The organism is Exiguobacterium sp. LL15 (assembly GCF_024436095.1).
Classification (GTDB): Bacteria; Bacillota; Bacilli; order Exiguobacteriales; family Exiguobacteriaceae; genus Exiguobacterium_A; species Exiguobacterium_A indicum.
This window is the reverse complement of the sequence record NZ_JANFNX010000002.1, coordinates 175,598-195,767: the sequence shown is the minus strand read 5'-3', so window position 1 is coordinate 195,767 and position 20,170 is coordinate 175,598. Positions and strand designations below refer to the sequence as shown.

Sequence of the window (20,170 nt, the reverse complement as noted above, 5' to 3'; positions counted from 1 at the left end):
TTTTTACTGTTTAGTCAGAGATTTAATCTAATTGTTCTTTAGCTGTTAAAGAATATTAGTAAAAATTTGCTATTGTTATATCAACCACAAAGGAGGGCTTATTTTGAAAAAAGTTGCGTTCATTTTAGTCATGAGTTTACTAATTTCTACTTTGTCACCATCCATTTTTGTAAACAATAAAACTATAAATCCTAGATACGATCAAGAACGTAAAAATGAATACACAACACAAATCAATTCTTTGAGCATTGGTTATCATACTGCTGATGCTTGGGCGGTATTAGTCGGAAAATTAATCATAAAAAGCGCTACACGATTAGCAAAGATAGGATCAAAAACATACAAAAAGGTTCCTAAAAGCAAAGTCGTCAATGCACTTAAAAATTATAAAGGAACTACCTATTCAACTGGTTCCAAAAAATATGTCATTACTAAAACAGATATGAAGCATATGCTTGAAAGACATCACCCAAGATACTGGACCGATAGTAAAAAAAATGTGAAAAAACAAACTTTCTTTGATTCAAAACTATCGATTAAAGATGTAGAATCTATTGCTATAAATGTAGCCAAACAAAATAGAAGTGGTCTTTCAAAAGTTTCTTCTACAGGTTCAAAGCAATTTACAGGAACAGTTGATGGCGTAAAATATGTCATGGGCGTTGAAAAAGGACATATACGTCAACTTTATCCATTAATGAAATAAGGAGTGGGATTTATGCATATCCAAACTTTTATCTTTTTAGAAAATGAACAGAAACACGTGAACATCACAGAGCAAGATCGCATTCAAGTGTATATTCAGCAAAAAGAGGATTGGTTAGAAGATGGCTTTTTAAATCTAGACGGTACGATTTCTTTTACCCAGAATGGAATCATGCAAGGAGCCGATCACTCAGATGAACTTGCACCACTGTGGCAGTACTATGCAGACGCTTTGAAAAACTGTCTAGAGGATGGATCTGCTACATTCTATTTCCCGAACACACCTATCGAAGTATGCTTTAAAAAAATAAGTGAAAATCGCTTCTCATTAACCATTGATCAAGAAGAAGCAGTCTATGATACATCAGACTTCATTCAAGCTTTTAAACAAGCAGCTTTATCTTTTCATCAGCTCGTCGAGATCATTTCTGATAAAAAATACGAGGATGATTTACTCGAAAAAATAGAGAGCTTGTCGCAATGATAAAAGGCGATTCCGTGACTTGGAATCGCCTTTTAGTTAGCTCTCGCTTAAAGAAGTCGAACGCACAGTTGACTGAATCAACTGCTTTAACCAGACTTGTCTTGCTTCTACTGAAAAATCTTCATTTCCGAATACCTCTACTCTGAACGGAAGCATTTCTAACGACTGACGCTCTAGTACTTGTCGTGCCTGTAAAATCGTAATCGTCCCTTCCACTCCTGATAAAGAGCGATTTACACCATATGCTTGCTCAGTGTAATAGGATACGAATCCGTCCGCCCATTCTGTCGGACGCTCGTTTAATGCTTTACGAAAGCTTTTTTCTACGTCCTTTTGATCAACATAAACGAGAACGGGTTGTAACGGTGCGATAATCGTCGCTATGCGTTCAATATACGCTCGCAACGTCGCTTCCGGTAGATCGTATTTGATGAGTCCCATCGTCAATGGATTTTGTAAGAAACAGCACTCAAAAACATATGTTGTATCCGTCGTTAACGCTTGAGCGACGAATTCTTCCCACTTTTTAAAGATCAATGACTGGTGTAACTCGAACGGTAGTTCATAGATATCTCTTGCTTGCAGAAACGCAAGTGCTGCTTCAGGAATATCCATTTCTGACTGCCACTGGCGATATGATACCAGCACGTAGTCATTGAACACCTCAGCAAATCGTAAGACATCGAGTGAAGCGTATTTACTTTGAAAGTCTATCCATTCATTCATCGTTAAGTAAGCGACACTCTCATAATCTGCAGGATGGTTGAGATCTCCTTCGATATGAATGCGTGTATTGATTTGTTGCTCTTGCAATAGACGAGTTAATGTTTCAGCTGTTGTTGTTTTACCTGAGCCTGGGAGCCCTTCGATAAGAAATAATCTTTTGGTCATAAAAGCCCTCTTTCAGTTAAAAAATGTATTAAATCATCATTCAATTATTTTTATAGTTTTTAGTATGGTAAATTAACAATATAATTGTTGCGATGCAAAGAATTTCAAAATACTGTGAGGTGCTTTTATTGGGTTGGAAATTAGATATTGCAGAAGCACAGGAAAGTTATTTATCGGAAAGCGATTTATGGCGTCTAACACAGCAATTCTTAATGCATTCAACTCATACAACTACCTATAAACATATTTTGATGAAAGCATTATTAGAGTCGACTGCTGAAACTGACGAGACAGGAAAAATCACTTTTTTAGAAATATCTAAGTATGTTTCAAAAATTTACTGGAATCTAGTCATTACACATGGATTGCGTCAGGTTAATGTAAAAAATGGACAAAGTTCTGTAGAGAAGATTTTAATAGATTTTCAAGAAACACATTGTATCCCTTCAAACTGGAACTTTGAAAAATTATCTACAGCTCATCAGAACGAGTTAATTAAACTTATTAATATCGTCTACAAAAAGTATGTCTATGGTTCATTTTACTCGTCATTTGATGGAACAATTTATTCTTTTAATAAGAAGGAAGAATGGATTAAACTTGTACCTAGTTATCTAGTTTTCTTCGAAAAGTACAAGCGTATCTTAATGAACATTACAAATTATCAGCTATCTATATTCTTAGAAAAGTATAATTCTAGTCATTTAATGAAAAACATATTAAGTAAAGTCGAATTTGTATCAGCCAGACATTCTTTAGCTGAGTTTAAAAATATACTATTGCTCCATGGTCAAACTACTTGTTTTTATTGTCATAAAACATTACAAAAAGTACACGTAGATCATTTTATCCCGTGGTCTTACACTCAAAATGATGTACTTTGGAATTTTGTATTGTCCTGTCCCACTTGTAACACAAGTAAAAATAATAAGATTGCACAAAAAGATTTTTTGTACAGCTTGATAGATCGAAATGAACAATTAAATGCTGTAATTCATATGAGAAACTATACCGAAAATAAGCTGAAATATACTTACGAATATGCCATTCAAAACGGATTTAAAATATGGACTCCAAATAGAACCTACTAATTATTGATTTTTTTGGTATACAAAATAAAGGTAGGTTCTTACTTCTTTTAGAGATGATCTTTAAATAACTTTTCTGTAACTAAACGATCCCTATAGTTTTGTAACGATTCTTCATTCTTAAATTCATATAACAATTCGATGTAACGGTCTATTGCATTGCTTCCACTGTTTTTGATGAGTGTTTCATATAAATGAGACACTCCGCCAGCAGCGTAGTTTTCAATTCTCTGTAACTCTTCTTTCCCAGGTTCAACTTCTCCAAACTCATCATAAATAATAGAATTAATAAGTAATTCGTCATCAATTGAAAAAACAGATTCATTAAAAGACTCAGCATTTTTACCTCTTTTAAATGCAATCACTTTACCGGTTTCACGTCCAATCATTAATCCAGCCATAAAAATATCTTTAAACGTGTTAAAAAATCCAAATTCTCCTTCGCGATGTAACTCATCGTATTCATGTTGTTGTTCTAAACTTCGTGATAGTCGCATGTTAAATTCGTCCTTCCACTATTTGTGTAAACTCTAATGCATTATCCTCAATGTAGTGTAAGGTGTATTCTTTTCCTGCATGTTTGCTTAATTGATTTTCCACCTCACCATCCCATTGAGAAGTTGAAACTATAACAATTACTTGATCAGATAATTGGTGTATACCTTCTGCTACTCGTTTTCTATGATCAGCATCTAATGCCCCAAATGGAGAATCCATTACAAGAGGATACACAGCTTTCATATTTGCACCTTTTATCTGGAAATCACTATTAGGTTTTTCAGCTTTTTTACGCTGCATATCAACAATGGCACCAATAAATGCAAGACTCGTTAATTGTCCCTCGCCTTGTGACATCCCTACTTCCTCGTGACTGTTATCGGTAACAATTAGTTCATAATCACTAGTCATAGTAACGTTATAATTTTTCCGAAGAAACTTAGAAAACACTTCTTTTATTTGAAAAGCAAGACGTTTTCTAACGTCTTCTTCTTGAAATTCTAAAAGACGACTAATTACTTTTTCGAACTTCATAGATGTATTTAAACTGTTTTGAAGATTTAACTCTTTTAAATTCTCCCGTTCTTTTTTGGCTATTTGTTTTTCAAATAAGTCTACTTTCATATTTAATTCTTCACGTTGTTTTTCATAATACATAGTCATTGCTCTTTGCTCTTGAATTGAATGCTCAAGTTGAGTAAATTTCTTTTGTAAATCAATTAATTCTGGATTGTTTTTTGATCCTTTATTAACATTAAGTTCGGCAATCTCTTGTTGAACCGTAACGATATCCTTCAGTTGTTGATTTCTTTGATTTGAATATACACGTACTTGTTCAAATATATTTTTCCTTTTTTCTTTAATTCCATTCATTTTTTTATTTAAGACCTGTATCCCATTATACTGTGAATAAGCAGAAGACGTTCTTAAATGTGCAATATGCTCTTTTTCATGTTCTGAGATTGGTCGACCACAAATACAGAATTCCTCTTTTTCTAATTTCTCTAGAAATTCTTTATCTACATACGACTCAAGGCGATCGTCATTTTCAGATTTATTTTCAATTTGTTGAATAAGGGAAAGCGACATGACAAGATGACCATTACTACTTAAGAGCTTCGCTAATTCATTTTCAATAGAAACTAGTGTTTTCTGCAGGCGTTCTAGCTCTTTTTTCTTGGAATCATACTCGATTTGTAGCGCTCCAATTTCTGCATCTGCCTGAAGTTTTTCATCAACTACTTTAATTTCTTCTTGTAACGCTACGATATTACTTCTAGCATCTGAAAGCCTATTTATTAATTTTTCTTTTTCATCATTTAGCTCATTTCTATTAATTATTAGCTCTTGATATTCACCTCCATTTTTTTTGGCTAGCTCTTCTTGAAAGTTTTTTTTCGCACTTTGTAAATGTTTTTTTGCTGCTACAAATAAATCCAGACCCATCATTAATTTTATTGATTCCTTAATTTCGTTTTTCGCTCGTTGCTTACCCAAGTTGTCAATTCTTTCACCATCGAAAAAGAAAAATGAACTCAGCTTTTGCGGAATAATTTTATCAATTGTATCAGAAACACTTTTAATTATTTCTCCTTCACCTGATTCATTGATTCTTTTCAAAAGTACTTCTGTTTTTTTGGAAGGAAGATAAGCAGTACCATCAAACTTATGATTTAAAAATCGTTCAATCTCAAATTGATGACTTCCATCTTCAAAATATAGCTTTACTGAAGTAGTTATCTCAGCCACACCTGTTAGCGAAGACTCTCGTACAAATCTTCTATTGATTACTTCATGGGAATTGGGTAAATTTAAAGGTTTACCATACAAAACCCATAGAAAAGCATTGATTAGCGCTGTTTTTCCTGAACCGTTTTCGCCATGTATAACGGTTACATTATCAGTTTCACCGTAAGCAAAACTAATAGATTGCTGACCATAATATTGTCGAAAATTATTTAGTATTAGTTTTTTAATGATCATCAGTTATACAACCCTTTCAAAAGACGTACAATTTCTCCAACAACATCTCCGTTTGATCCGCTCTTAGTACTTAAATAAGCGTCTTCAAGATTTAAAATTTTTGAAAAAGCCAATTTTTCTTCTATAGTAAAATCTAGAAGTTCCTCTTCTAATACATCTTGCAAAGTTTTTGATTCCTCCATTAATTTCCCCTCTTTTCTCATAGATGTTGTAAGCTATATAAATTTTTTAATTTAAGTAAAGACTGCGAAGCTTTGGGACCATTGATAGCAAGCGAAGCAAATTCTTGAACTCTCTTCAATTCCTTTTCTAGTAATCCTCGCTCAATATTAAAATCTGTATCTGACAACTGATTTGTATCTGAAATTTCCTGAGAAATAACGATAAAATCATGTAAAATAGCAAACTCTTTACCTTTTGCTCTTCTCAATACTCGCCCTCTTCGTTGAATAAATTCTTTTGGATTTGAGCTACTAGCTAAAATATAGGCAGTTCGAGTATTAGGAATATCAACGCCTTCGTCTAAGCATCTAATGGCAACTAATGTTTCGATCTCTCCATTATCAAATTGATTCAACAATTCACGCCTTTGCTTATTATCTTCTTGAGATGTATAACTGCTACTATAAATACCTAATTGTTTACCCATCATTTGAATCAGTCGATCTACTTGTCGTTTCCCTTCTTTCTTTTGGTCACCACAGTAAACTATCGTATGTCTTAATTCTCCTGCATCTTTTTGCTCTTTTAAAAGTTTTTCAAGTAATTCTTCCTTATTCTGAGCGCTGTTAACTAAACGAGCACGCTTTATTAAAAGTTGCTCTAAATATTCATTTTTATGATCGTCACCTTGAGCAGCAAATAATTTCGCGATTTTTCTACTCAATACCATGTACTCCTCGCGCTCATTTTCAGTTAACACTACAATATGTGGATGATAGTAGTAAGGCGTTAAATATCCCGCCTGAATAGCATCACTTAACTCATATTTAAAAATAGGTTCGCCTCCAAAATACGAAAAAATAGCTTCCGTTCCTTCTTCATCGTTCCATCGACGGGGTGTCGCAGACAATGCGAGACGATACTTAAAATGATCTGGTAATGAATTGATTGATCTTGATGTTCCGATATTATGAGCCTCATCGACAATAATTAAACTCTCTGTTGAAAGTCTTTTTAGTTGAAGTTGAACATCCTTTGACATCTTTAAAGTCTGCATGGTAGTAATGAAACACAAAACGTCTTGATTACCGATATTGTATTGAGTAATTTCGCTACTAGTTAAATCAAACCATTGACTTCGATTTTGATAAATACGTATTGGTTGTAAACCAAATTCAATTGCATTTTTCGCCCATTGGTCCACCAAATCAATTAGTGGACAAACTATGATAATTGCTAAGCGTTTCTTTTCATTAAATAATCTGTTAGCAGCTGATAGTGCTGTCAGCGTTTTACCTGTACCAGTCGCCATTTCAAATAATCCCTTATAGTTGTTTTCTTCCCAAGTCGTTATGGCTTGCCTTTGGTAGGGATGAAGATTTAACCATTTTGGAATTTCATAAGACTTTGGTTGCATAATTTTCTCAACTCCATCATCAGAAAGAAAATTTTTGTTATACTTTGATTGTAATCTTTTTAGCAAATAATTGTTATTTTTTCTATTGTTAGGGCCTGTAAATAATAAATTCAACTTTATATAAGGAGTAAGTAATATGAGTGAAAGTACTTTTGATTTTTTAAAAGAATACAATGAAGATGCATTTGCATTAGCGCTCGATATGGAAAGACAGTATCATATTGATCCCGATGCAGCGTTAACATATTCACGTAAGTTTATTGAAGAGCTTGTGAAGGATTTGATCTGGAGAAAAAAATTAACTCGAAGTTCTGTTCCTTTGATAGAGATGATTCGTTTAATTCAAGGAGTACACGTACTTTCTAGTAAATCAATCGATGATTTGCATTATGTAAGAAAACTTGGAAATAGTGCTGCTCACGGTTCCTCTACTGAGAGTAGTATGCATTTGCCACGTGTTCACAAGGCTATGTTTGATATTGCAGTAGACTATGCTACGCGACACTTTGATGTACCTAATCTTCCACACTATACGTTACCTACCATCCCCTCTTTGGCTTCGCCTCAAATGGATGAAAAAAGCGTAAAGGATATCTTAATGAAATTACTCGGAGATAATGGTTTGACTGTTGCACCTGTAGTAGCTCCTCCTAAAGATACTCAATTGATTAAAGAAACGATGCGTCCTGCTATTCGTTATTTAAATAGCGATATTCAAGATAACTACCTTTATACCTATCTTTCTCGCTTACAAGAAACATCTAAAGATGCCGTAGAAAATGGTAACGATCCACTGGGAGAACTCAGTGATTATTTACACGTGGATCGTAAAATCCAATTAGAACTTGTCGAGAAATTAAAGACTACTTCTGAAAAACAACTTATTTTACTATGTGGAAATGTGGGTGACGGTAAATCCCATTTATTAAGTTTCGTTCAGAAAAAATATCCTGACCTTCTTTCTGATTATACAATTTATAACGATGCTACAGAAAGTTTTGATCCCACAAAAAATGCTGTAGAAACACTATCAGAACGCCTTAAAGATTTTTCTGATCAACGTTTACAAGATGATTTAAATTCTTCGAAAATGATTCTTGCAATCAATATTGGAATGCTTGCTAAATTTCTTGATTATTCAAATGAAGACTCTGAATATACTTATTCATCACTTAAAGATTTTGTAGATCAAACAAATGTATTGAAGCCAGGGACTACCTCAAACGCTCTTTCACAATCATTTACGCTATTTAGTTTTTTAAGCTACCAACCTTACGAATTAACAGAGGATGGACCAAAGTCAGCTTTTTATTCAACGTTACTTGAAAAAATCTGTTCTGATACTCCAAATAATCCTTTTTATGATGCATATCGTATAGATCGAGAAAACGAAATTGATACAATTTTACATCGTAATTATGCATTGTTGAGCCAAAAAAATATTCAAGATCAAATTGTACAAGTCTTAATTGAATTAATTGTAAAACATCATGTTTTGATTTCAGTGCGAAACTTCTTTAATTTAATTTCTGATCTATTAATTCCTGTTAACTGGAACGAGTTAAAGCAGGTTACTGTCAAACCATCTATTATGCTCGAGAACGGTTTACCCGAACAATTATTCAATCGTCCAGAGCGTTCTAATTTGCTAAATCAAATTGCTAAGCTTGATCCGCTAAGAACGCGTCATCGTGAGATTGATGACCTCTTCCTTTCTCTTTATACAGGAGGAGAAATTGATGAAATTATAGAGCACTTAGACGAAAATGCTCAATCTTTTTATTCACCCGATCAAGTGGACAGTATACAAGAATGGACGGGGCAGCTGATTCGACTAATGGTTTTAAGTAATCCAGAATTCGCAAAAAAAATTCTGGATTCAGTCTATCAAAATTATTTACAATTCCTTTATCAATACAATAAAGGCGATACACGTCGTTTACAGCCTTTATATGAAATCAGTAGTTCCGCTTACTATAAGTGGTTCGGATCTCCAAAACCATTCTACGTTTACACAAAAAAAATTACGAAGCGTCATCGTATTGCATTTAAAGCGGAAATTGAGGGAAATCCATCAAATATTAAATCTAGTACGGAAACTATTCTAAGTAAATTTAGTTCAACCATACTATTAGACTTTAATAAAAAAGGTGAAGAAAACAACTATGCTCAACTAGAAATTGACTATCCTCTATTTCAATTATTCATGGATATTCAAGATGGTTATCGTCCTACTAAAGAAGACGATCACCGCTCAATTAAATTTCTAGAATTTGCTGAAAAAATTCACGAAATGTGTACCTCGTCATCAGAAATAATGATTGTAACGGAAGATTCTAAACAAGCATATTTACTAAATCAAGATCGTTTTGGAACACGAAGCTTCAGACATATGGGAACTGCGGAGGACTGACATGGAATTACTAAGAGGAGTTATTGAAAAAAAGGTTATCACACGAACAAAGAGAGAGTTAAATGCATTTCACCAGATGTTTCCATTTAATACCAATGTCTCGAAACTAAAAGCCGATGAGATATTTAAAGAAAACTGGACAAGCGAGTTCGCATCTTTTGCGCGCTTAATTAGTGGCTATAAAGCTGATTATTCAGTTGACAATCAAAATGAAGATTTTGAGCCTCTTTTAAATGAAATGTCTATTGAGACTAAAGACGAAGATGAATTCATTGCCCTATTAAGAGAACTATTAGCTACAGGCGACGCAAAACAACAACTTCAACATCCAAGTATGTTGCTTTATTTAGAGAGTGCTGATATAAAAAATCGTGTTTTCAAAATTTCTGATTATCTTTACGATTTGTGTAAAGAAAATGCTCCACTGCAAGATTTATTTAAAGCAAACAAACAAAATAATGTTTTACAAAATATTTTCTCTGAGTTGAAGCCTGAACTAGAACAGATAGATAAAAAACCTTCTTCTTTTGATCATAAATTACCTTGGATAGGTGATTTATTCGCTGACGATTTATTATTTTTAAGAAAACATCCTGATTTCTTCGTAAAATATGCTGACTTAGTTGCATACTACTATACTTTCTTTTTGCTAAGTCAGAATGTAGTTAAGCTATCTTTACTCGAACATGCTGATTACACGCAGAAAACTGTTGAACCTCTTTATTTTACGTTAGATTGGGAATCTACTGTTTCAAGCAGACGTGATGCGGTTCGAAAAGGATTTAAATACTTGGACGAAATGTCTACTAAGCTATTTAGCACGCAACTTACGTTAGCTCAATTAAGTTGTAATACAGAAAACTCAGAGCTAGAAAAAATGATGGACTTTCCAACTCTCAAGTCACTATTTGATCAATCATCAAGCCAAGAGCAAGAAAAATGGATGCAAGAGGTAGACACGCAAGCTGCGTCTATCATCGAAACGTCTAAGCTTCAGCATAAAATTACACAGAGTTCAACATTTTTAGACTCGGTTAAGCAATTGATTTATGTTATGGAAATATCTTCTCCAGACTCTGCTCAAAAGCGTTACGGTAGCGGCATAACAGAAATCGCAAAAGTACGACTTGTAAAACAACGTGGTAGAAACGGAAATGTATTATCGCTCAATCAAGAAGTTCTGACTATGTTCCTCATAGTGATTGTTCGATCTTCGAAAATGCGTCTTCAAGATGTTTATGTCGAACTTGAAAAACGCGGTATTTTCTTAGATCGATATAGCCGTGTTGAATTTGAAAATACGCTAGAAAAAATGAGCTTACTTATAAAAATGAGTGATAGCGGGGAGGCACAGTATGTCAAATCAATTTTATGATTATTTATCACTGCATATTAATGAATATTTCATTAAAAATCCACCTAACAGTGGTGACAAATTTTTCATTCGCTTTGACCATCAAGAAGAGGTTACACAATTTTTATCATCTATAAAAAATAAGATATCAGCAGATTTTTTAAGCCCTTTTGAATACACGCATGAAGGACAAAGTTCCTTCCATTCCTATTCGATTCAGTATGGGGAGACAAAATTAATTTTAGCCGCTCAAAGTTCCTCTGTTACTGCTGACTATTTAGTATTACTTCGAAATCTAGTAAGTCAGCAACAAGAACATTGGCAAAATACAGCGCTTTTGATGATACTTCCTCAACAGTTGGATAGTATTGAGGGAGGAAGTCGCAATTTGCAAAAACAAGGCATGCCACTTCATGTAAAATCTCTTATCCAGTCTTTAAAAAACGATGTAGAGCACAAACTTTTTAACGAGTCAGATCAAGCACTAATGTCTTATTACTTATCTCAATTTATAGAAGACCATGGAGATACTGGAAATGTAAACTTTATGGATTTCGAACCTATTCTTGATGTTTTAGCAAAAGGAAAAGTTGCAACGAGTGATTACGAAAAATTAGGTTTTTTTAAAGACGATTTAACTCAGTACGTAGGAACAAGAAACATTGAATTACGACTTAAAGAAAACCAAGAACTTTATCAAATCATTCAAGATTATCATCTTTATAATGTAGAAAAAGTTCTCGATCGAAAATTTACTCCTGAAGGACAAAAAAAATTGAAGGCTGATGGTTGGAAAGATTTAAGTTATTCTCAAGTGAATTCATATATTGAACAAACAAAGAAAAAGTTCGAGTTAATAAATTTATCCGCTAAACAAAACAATAAAAAGTTAAGTCTATGGGAAGTACCTAAAAGTAGTTCAGCTGCTGGTCGGAAACATCGTCATATAATTATTTTTAATCCAGAAGCGCTAGAACAAATCACTCTCACTTTGGAATTCAATATTGATGGTGATCACAAAATGCCTAAAAGTATTAAGTCCTCTGGAGCTAATTATAAAAATATCTCCGGTAAGGCAAATGTATCTTTTGAACACAGTGGTAAAAAATTAAAAGTACTTTTAAACGACTTAGAACACCAGCCTTTTCATGTCCATACTGAATACACTCATGTTCGTGGTTTAAAAAACAATTTCTATATAACTATTCTTCCTTTTGACGAAGAATTAATTTCTAATTACAAAGCATCTTATTCTAATGGTTGGACAAATGAACATCCTTATCTCTCTTTAGAAGATTCAGAAGGTCAAATACGTATTGGGAATCCTAATTTTTCACACCCTGAAGAACATACTATAACAAGCCCTAAAGAAACAATTAAAGTGTATAAAGAGACGAACGCAGCATTCTCTTTCGACCCTGACTTAATGGATGGCAATCAAGTTTTAAAAGTGAATTTGCAAGTTGAGGAATTCAATCCGATCGAACTACTAATTTCTGATTTGCCTAATAAACCTCACCCAATCACTGGTACTCGACTATGGCAAATGAAACGAGAGAAAGCATCTTCTGTTATTGTTTCAGGGAAACGCCTGATCATTGGAAATGAGCAGTTCTATGATCATGCCGAATACCGCCAGTTCATTCATTACGAAAATTGCTGGATTAAAGAAAGCATGTTCACCGGCATTATTCAAAATGGCGAACTTCATACTAATGAAGCTTATGAAGTACAAAATCTTCCTTTACGAGAAGCATATAATCGTTTTATTAATTATTTTAAAGGACTCAACAGCGTTCCTTTTTATGAAAAAATTGATGAAAATTATCTAAACGTGGCAGTTCCTTATTTAAACGCCTATACTCATTTTGTTGAAAACCTTAGCTCAGATACTAAGTTAATGGAAGATGGACTGGGTACTGATCGTCTAGGAACTATTTATTCAGTCGATCAAAATCAAGTGTTCTTGACGCCCTTTCATCCATTAAATGTTGCTTATCAAATTGAACTCTACAATCAGCTACAGAGCACACATGTAAATTACTCTATCATTAATCGATTACGACCTGACGCCCTTCTACCGATACTCAGTTATCAACCTGACGGAAGAAATCAGCAGTGGTACAAGCCTGAAAGCCAGAACATAGCTCCTGAATGGATTACGTATAAACCAATTGATGAACTTGCTATCGTCGACGCAGAAAAATTCTTAGACAAAGTCATATTCGATAAAATGAATCAATTCATTAATCATTTCGACTTTTTATTTAATACCGAAACAAAAGCTTCTTTAAAGTTGAATGTTATTGAGATATCAAGTGGACAACCGATTCTAAGAGGCATTGTTTCTTGGATGTTCAAACAAATAGAAAAATATGGTGTTGATCGTTTAATCCCTGTAGAGGTTCGTCTATATAATCAGCATTATGAACCTGGACACAAGGACTTGGATGATTTTTCACAGTATGATTTCTTCAATGATCTTGAGCATCAATTTGATGATCTTCGGTCCCTTATGAAGAGAAGTAGTAATTATCTCTTTGAAGATTTAATTCAAATCGTTCGCTCTCACTTAAAGTTTTATCGATTTAATCAAAGTAGTAAATTTGAATATGCACACATTAGCTTTTACAAAATGCGTGGAAAAGAGAGCATCTATCCAGATCGAGCAGATAATATGAAGACTGGAATGGCCTTAGGCGGGCTTTATTCTACTTTGTCCGCTACAATCAATAAAAGCTCTTATTTGAGCGGATTCGGAACAAAGTTGTATCCTATTGAGGAGCAAGAGATACTTGCAAAGGTCGCGTATGCAGTAAATGAATTTAATTTCAATATGCGTGATGCAGGAAATAATCCTTACTCAAAAGGAACTGTTGCAGTCTCCTCTATGAAAGTCTTACCAGATGATACTTTTACTGAAATTTATGAGCAATCTCATTGGGTAACCTTCATTGAGCCTACAGTCGACCTAGGATATTTTCATGGGAATAAAAACGTAGACCAAGACTTACTTGTCATTCATTACAGCGACCAGTACACCTCATCATTCCGTTACGATGCTATCACGGTTACCAATAAAGCAGGTCAATACCAATCCATCGTAAAAGAGTTTTTCAAGGCGAATCCGATGATTCATCACGAACCAACTGATCAACATATTGTACAGGCTATTAAAGCCTTTAATACCATTAATGGTGAGTGGCTCCTTGAAATGATTAGAAGAGGAATAGAAAGTCCTGATAAACGAAAGCACTTCAGTCGAGAGAAATTTAGTATTCTTTCAGCTGTTCGATACGCACTCGCTCTATTTGATCACCCTTCTATTACCTGGGTTCCGATTTCACTTGAAGAAGTTCTTCGAGTTGCTGGTGCCGCTGGATTTACGCGTGATAGTGTGTTCTCAGCCAAATCGTTAAATCGATCTGGAACTCATTCTGATGATTTACTTTTAATTGGTCTTGAAGAATCTGTTAGTGGACTAAAGCTTCACTTTTTCCCAGTTGAAGTGAAGATTGGTATAAATGATGACAGTGTGATCAAAAAAGCAATTGAGCAAATCCAACATACAAAAGATTTATTCCGTACCAATCTGTATAATCGTACCGATGATACTTTTGAAAATGATTATTATCGTCTCTTTTTCGCGCAACTCTTTTTAACAAATGCTAAAAAGATTCATGAAAGTGATCTTTGGCCAGAACGAAATAATTATGATTTTGAAAAATATCGTCAACCAGTCATTACGGCGTTACTCAAAGGAGACTTCACAATTGATGATTCACTTGAATCACATCTTGGAGACGGAATTATCCTTTCCTTTAAACAAGACGTTCCGAACGCTTCTCTCGTTAAAGGTGAAGACTATACACTGGTTCATTTACCAGAAGCCTTCGGAATTAGAGGTATTCTTCAACCGATTCAGCAAATCAAAGAACAAATTGATAAAATTACAAGTGATATCAAAAAAGAAGATTTAATAGAATCTCTTTATACACCTTAAAAAAATCAGCATCGGATACCCGATGCTGATTTACTTTTTACAACTCTAAAAAAATATCTAGTTCTTTTTCCGATTGATATGGCGAAAGAGAGAAACGTATAGTTGATCGAAGTTGTTCCATCGTACATCCGATTTCTTGTAACACATGACTTGGTTTACTAGAACTACAGGCAGATCCAGTAGATACTGCCATAACAGGTGCTAGTTCTTTACAAAGAATCTCATTATTTAAGCCTTTGAATTGAACACTTAGGATACCTGGAATCTTGTTACTTTCATCATTATTGAACTGAATAACATCACCAAACTGTTGCATTAATAGCTGCTTAAGTTTAGATTCAAGCGTTAGTAAATGTTGACGATGTTCATTCAATTTTGAATAAGCTATCTCAGCTGCTTTTCCCATACCGACAATTAATGGAACTGCGTGAGTCCCGCTTCGATATCCATTCTCCTGAGCTCCCCCGTGTAAAAGAGGAGTAATTTTTAGTGATAAGCCCATTTCATCTTTACGAACGATTGCCGCACCGATTCCTTTAGGACCATAAAACTTGTGCGCAGATACGGATACCAATTGAACGTAAGGAAGATTTTCTAAATCCACAGGTACTTTTCCAATTACTTGCGTCGCATCAGAATGAAAAAATGCATTATATCTATGAGCTAATTCAGATGCCTCTTTAATTAGATTCAATGAACCTAGTTCATTGTTTCCCCAAAGGAGTGAAACAAGAAGAGTTGGTTGCTCTGAAAGAGCTTTTTCTAATTCCGCCAAATCAATTCTTCCAAATGAATCTACCGAAAGATATACAACATCAAACCCTTGAGTTTCGAGATAGCGGAGTGTTTCTAGTACTGAAGGATGCTCTACAGTACTAGAGATGATTCGCTTACCTTTATTAGAATGTGACATTGCAATTCCCTTTAATAGAAAATTGTTGCTTTCAGTGGCTCCACTCGTAAAAATTACTTCGTCTGCCTTACTGTTTACTAATGTCGCTACAGCTTGTCTAGCGTGATCCACTGCTACTTTTGCATCAACAGCTTGAGAATAGTACTTGCTTGATGGATTACCAAAAATATCTGTCCAATAAGGTAACATTGCATCTACTACTTCCTGGTGCGTTGGCGTTGTCGCACTGTTATCTAGATACAGCATACTATCCTCCCAACTTACTCAGTTTCTAAAATCTTCATCCAAAATTTCTGTGGATTTCCTGAGTATTGATAAATTTTAAATAGTTCCTTTGCACCACGATCAATATGAGCATTAAAAAGATCTGGAAAGTAACTTTCTTCGTCAATTGATTTGCGTGCATGTTGTAAAATCATTGCCTTGTACGAAAAATCATTTTCCCCAGTTAATGTTGCTCTTGAAATTTCAAAATTAGAAATATCATTATTATTTACTGTAGGCATTTCTTTATCTTTGAGTGAAAATGCAACTGCTATTCTTGCTAAAACGTTTGGCGTTATATTTGTACTCGCCTGTAGTTGTTGAAATATTTCTAACGTCGAATTAGATAGTTTTAAGCGATGATTCATGATATTTTCTCCGTTTCATTAAAGCGGAAGTAACTTGGAACAACCTTAATTGAACGTTCTGCTGTATCAAAGTTCAAACTGTATTCTTTATTTATAAAAGGCTTCAACAAATTGTAATTTGCTTCAGTCACTTCAGAATCCGTTGAGAGAATTAATACTTGTTCACCAAAGGCAGGAATAAGTTCTGTCAGTAAGTTTTCGCGATGCTTAACGTCTAATCTTCCTAAAAGTGTATCAAAAATAAATGGCAACTTATTTCCTGAAACATCAAACACTGCCCAAACAAGAGACATCAGTAACAATTGTTTTTCTCCTGCAGAAAGCGTTGATTGTGGAATTCTTTTTTGATCTTCTGCGTATAGAGTAACTTCATAGGTTTCTGAATTGATCACCAAACGGTGAAGATATCCTCTTTTTCGAAAAAGACGATTAATCATTTTTAAGGCTTGTTTTTCGATGAGCTGAATTCCTTTTTGTTGTTGTTGATTTTGGAACTCCAGTAAAAGAGCTCTCATAGCAGTTGCATTATGCATGACGCTACTAGATTGGTTTGCTTCTCTATCAATTTCTTCTCTCAATTGTTCAAATTCTTCTTGTAATTTCATTCGCTCTTCTTGAACGCTTCCCCATTGTTTCGTTGTTGTTTTTAGTTCTTGATTCTTTTCAGCGATATTTGCTTGTAACTGTTCAAGCTGAGTTAGCATGCCCATAAAATCTTCAACACTATCACTTTGAACAGTGAGTTTTTGTTTAATTAATTTAATTTCTTCATCCATCTCTTGTTGATCACTTATTTTTTGTTTGTAATACGAAAGATCAATACCTTTTGTCATTTCAAATAAGGACTCAATTTGAGCTTTTTCACTAAAAGAAGCACGATGGATGGTTGCTTGACCCTTTGGTTGAATAGAGACCAAAGAGTCTTCTAACGCTTGTTCTAACTCTTTTGGACTTGTTGAAATACGATTGGAAAGTTCACTGGCTAACTCTTCAAGTAACTCTCGTTTCACATCGTCAATACTTTCAATTAACTTTTCTCCTTTTAACTGTTCTCTTACTGTTCCAATCAAATCTCGATTCAGTAAAAAGGGCAAGCTACCATTGATCAGATCTTGAACACTCGTTTTATTTTCTTTTTTCTTACGTTCCAACTCATTTAGTTGACTCTTTAACTGATCTTCTTCTTCTTTCAATAAACCTCCGAAGGACTTCAGTTCACTTTTCTGTGCATTCATCGTTAACTTAAGTTCTTCTAAATCAATAGATAGCTCATCATATCGTTTTTGCAATCTATCATCTTCTTGAATAAAGTGATTTAGTTTTCCCTTTAGATCTTCAAATTTTCTTTGTTTATTCGTATCGATTGTACTCTTAGTTTCATCACTGATTACACGATTAATCGTATCCTCTAACAAAACTGGCACCTCTAACTTCAAAGCACTTTTTATTAGTCTCTCAAGATGATTCGATAACTCATCTTGTTGGATAATCCGATTAATTTCTTCTCCATCAAATAAACAAACATCATATAGATAGGGAGGCAGTGATTCGCAAAAACGATTAAAAATCAAATCTCTTTTTTCATCACTTACAGGTAAACTTGAACCATCTTTATAAATCGAAAAAAATTCTTTCCCACCTGTTTCTGTGAAGTTCCACTCTCTTACGAAACGAATTTCCTCTCTGACAGAGGACTCCACTTGTTCAAAAGTTAAATCAATTTTGAACCATGGCACTGAAATTTTTAGTCCCTCTATTTTCTCTAATTCATCGTGATTCATTAGACCTTTAATTTTTTTAAAATATGTTGATGAAGCAGTTTTCATATCATAAGCAAGTGGTCCAAAAAGTCCTAATTTCATTGCCGATAAAAATGTTGTTTTACCAGCACCATTTTTTCCACCGATCAAGGTCACATTTTGTTTACTGCGTTTACTTGAAAAATCAAATGTTTGTTGCTTATAAGCCCCTATATTTTTAAGCGTCAATGACTTTAGTTTCATTTTCTATCTCTCCTTCATGATACAACTGAAGGTAATCTTGCTTTAGCAAAGATGTCACTTCTTTTTGGAATCCGCGTTTTACTTTTAAACTTACGTATTCATTTCCGATATGGAATAATTTTTTAACAGTATTTAAATCAAGTTGATGTTTTTGAACCAACAATTCCAAATCTGACATTTGATCTGCTGTCATCAATGGTCGATCATCATGTTCCCAGTCAAGTTCAGTACCGTAGACTTCGTAATAAATTTGTGGCAATGAATCATTCCAGTCGCCTTCACGTAACCACATTCTTCTAATCATTCGAAGCTCTTCTTCTTGAATCAATGGAATATCATGTGATGTAGGCGCATTTAAGTCCCGTTGAACTTCTAATAGTTCTTTTAATAACATTTGCCGTGCCTCAAGCGTAAAAGGTCCTAAACCTAGTTGAGAATAAGATACGTTTCCTTCTCGATCTACCTGGCGGATGAAAAAATCTCTATGTTTTTCAGGACGACTCAAATCAATTTGATTGTTTACGATATAGGAATTTAAGTTATATTCATCTACTACTTCAGCAGTTTCCACTTCAGGAAGCTCAACGTTCTCTATAGAATAGAGCTTAGCTGATCTCCCGCCCTTTTTCTTGATTGAAAGGTATGTGATCCCATCTTTTTCGTAATGCTCTACACCGATTAAATAGAACTTACCATTCATGCGACGATGCATTCTTAAGTTACGATCGTCTCGTACACGCACTAAACGATTTCTATACTTCAATAATGGTGTCATCCACTCTTCGCCACTGTTAATAAATCCAGTAAGTGATTTATCTTCTGATACTACTGGACAAACCCAGCATCCAAAGCGACTGTTTCCACATGATCCAGCACTTTCTTTTATTGATTGATCAACTACTAACGGACATTCTCCACTAGAATTCAAGTACATTTCTTGTAACTTCGCATTGTCCTCTCCCCATGGTGAGGGATTGGATAAAAGATAACCCCAAACATCATCTAATCCAAACTCTTTAATAGGTGCAAAAACAAAGGCATTATTTAGTGTCGTATGCTTTAGTAGTTCAGTTCCTTGAATTTCATGTTCTTTAATTGAATTTCCTCGACTCTGACTTTCTTTAGAACGAACACCCAAAACCATAATAACTTCACCAAAACGATTTACTTTATCCTTAATGAATCGATCTGCCGGGTCAATTTTTAAACGATCTGTACACCATCTAAACGTTTGATTGGGTGTTGGGTATCCTCTGCCAATAATATTCGACCAGAATGTTTTTTCCGTTAATGGTTTTACTTTTTGTGTTTCTAAAGGTAATCCAGTTCGTAAGGCAGTGTCTTGCATACGTTGCAACGAACCATTGATCATTGCTGCAACTAGTGGATTTTCGACCATCGTATCAGAAGAAATAACGTATACTTTTTTGTGCCATTGTTCTGGTAACATTTCTAACAGTGCTTCAAATATTAGTTGTACAGTTAAAGTTGAATCTTTCCCTCCACTGTAACCAATAACCCAAGGTCGATCGTCTTGTGCGTATACTTTTTTTATCAGTTCCTTAGACTGTCTTGCTAAAGGATTGTCTTCTTTTTTAGCTAGTTGATTACTTATAATCCCCAT

15 protein-coding genes are annotated in these 20,170 nt (G+C 34.3%); 6 read left to right on the top strand and 9 right to left on the bottom strand.

The genetic code is table 11. The features are described 5' to 3' along the window. Window positions 1-103: 103 nt before the first annotated feature. Window positions 104-706, top strand: coding sequence for a hypothetical protein (locus NOM72_RS12350; protein WP_023466905.1), 603 nt, complete (start codon window positions 104-106; stop codon window positions 704-706). 12 nt (window positions 707-718) lie between these two features. Continuing rightward, the gene (locus NOM72_RS12345) at window positions 719-1,189 is read left to right on the top strand and encodes a hypothetical protein (protein ID WP_023466903.1); all 471 of its coding nucleotides are present in this window, start codon (window positions 719-721) and stop codon (window positions 1,187-1,189) included. 36 nt (window positions 1,190-1,225) lie between these two features. Here NOM72_RS12345 and NOM72_RS12340 read toward each other — a convergent pair whose 3' ends face one another. Further along, a complete protein-coding gene (locus NOM72_RS12340) occupies window positions 1,226-2,080 on the bottom strand; it encodes a P-loop NTPase family protein (protein ID WP_255999257.1) in 855 nt (284 codons plus the stop codon). Window positions 2,081-2,208: 128 nt separating this feature from the next. Here NOM72_RS12340 and NOM72_RS12335 point away from each other — a divergent pair, with 128 nt between their 5' ends. Beyond that, on the top strand, window positions 2,209-3,171 hold the full coding sequence (locus NOM72_RS12335; protein ID WP_255999256.1) for an HNH endonuclease: 963 nt from the start codon (window positions 2,209-2,211) through the stop codon (window positions 3,169-3,171). A 47-nt stretch (window positions 3,172-3,218) separates the two neighbouring features. On the opposite strand, the gene NOM72_RS12330 is transcribed toward NOM72_RS12335, so the two are convergent. Genes NOM72_RS12330 through NOM72_RS12315 form a run of 4 tightly spaced genes read right to left on the bottom strand, consistent with a single transcriptional unit; the run spans window position 3,219 to window position 7,342 of the window. Further along, complete coding sequence (locus NOM72_RS12330; RefSeq protein ID WP_075642716.1) at window positions 3,219-3,665, bottom strand: hypothetical protein; 447 nt, start codon at window positions 3,663-3,665, stop codon at window positions 3,219-3,221. Window position 3,666: 1 nt separating this feature from the next. Then, complete coding sequence (locus NOM72_RS12325) at window positions 3,667-5,649, bottom strand: AAA family ATPase (protein WP_255999255.1); 1,983 nt, start codon at window positions 5,647-5,649, stop codon at window positions 3,667-3,669. Further along, complete coding sequence (locus tag NOM72_RS12320; RefSeq protein ID WP_255999254.1) at window positions 5,649-5,831, bottom strand: hypothetical protein; 183 nt, start codon at window positions 5,829-5,831, stop codon at window positions 5,649-5,651. The genes NOM72_RS12325 and NOM72_RS12320 overlap by 1 nt, the downstream gene beginning before the upstream one ends. Before the next feature lie 17 nt (window positions 5,832-5,848). Then, a complete protein-coding gene (locus tag NOM72_RS12315; protein WP_255999253.1) occupies window positions 5,849-7,342 on the bottom strand; it encodes a DEAD/DEAH box helicase family protein in 1,494 nt (497 codons plus the stop codon). Between the two features lie 22 nt (window positions 7,343-7,364). On the opposite strand from NOM72_RS12315, the gene dptF reads away from it, so the two are divergent. The 3 genes from dptF to dptH are packed head-to-tail and all read left to right on the top strand — an operon-like array spanning window position 7,365 to window position 14,998. After that, entirely contained in the window at window positions 7,365-9,641 is a 2,277-nt protein-coding gene (gene dptF / locus NOM72_RS12310) for a DNA phosphorothioation-dependent restriction protein DptF (protein WP_255999252.1), read from the top strand. Between the two features lies 1 nt (window position 9,642). Continuing rightward, a complete protein-coding gene (dptG, locus tag NOM72_RS12305; protein WP_255999251.1) occupies window positions 9,643-11,016 on the top strand; it encodes a DNA phosphorothioation-dependent restriction protein DptG in 1,374 nt (457 codons plus the stop codon). Then, window positions 10,997-14,998, top strand: coding sequence for a DNA phosphorothioation-dependent restriction protein DptH (gene dptH / locus NOM72_RS12300; RefSeq protein ID WP_255999250.1), 4,002 nt, complete (start codon window positions 10,997-10,999; stop codon window positions 14,996-14,998). The genes dptG and dptH overlap by 20 nt, the downstream gene beginning before the upstream one ends. Window positions 14,999-15,035: 37 nt before the next feature. Here the strand turns inward: dptH and NOM72_RS12295 are convergent, their stop codons facing one another. From NOM72_RS12295 to dndC, 4 genes are read right to left on the bottom strand one after another with little or no spacing between them, the layout of a single operon-like run. Further along, window positions 15,036-16,157: a cysteine desulfurase family protein gene (locus tag NOM72_RS12295; RefSeq protein WP_255999249.1), complete on the bottom strand. Its 1,122-nt coding sequence runs from the start codon at window positions 16,155-16,157 to the stop codon at window positions 15,036-15,038. 14 nt (window positions 16,158-16,171) lie between these two features. After that, window positions 16,172-16,543 carry a DndE family protein gene (locus NOM72_RS12290; protein ID WP_075642724.1) on the bottom strand — a complete coding sequence of 124 codons (372 nt, stop codon included), beginning with the start codon at window positions 16,541-16,543 and terminating at the stop codon, window positions 16,172-16,174. Further along, a complete protein-coding gene (gene dndD, locus NOM72_RS12285; RefSeq protein ID WP_075642725.1) occupies window positions 16,540-18,546 on the bottom strand; it encodes a DNA sulfur modification protein DndD in 2,007 nt (668 codons plus the stop codon). The genes NOM72_RS12290 and dndD overlap by 4 nt, the downstream gene beginning before the upstream one ends. Further along, complete coding sequence (dndC, locus tag NOM72_RS12280) at window positions 18,521-20,170, bottom strand: DNA phosphorothioation system sulfurtransferase DndC (protein ID WP_075642726.1); 1,650 nt, start codon at window positions 20,168-20,170, stop codon at window positions 18,521-18,523. The genes dndD and dndC overlap by 26 nt, the downstream gene beginning before the upstream one ends.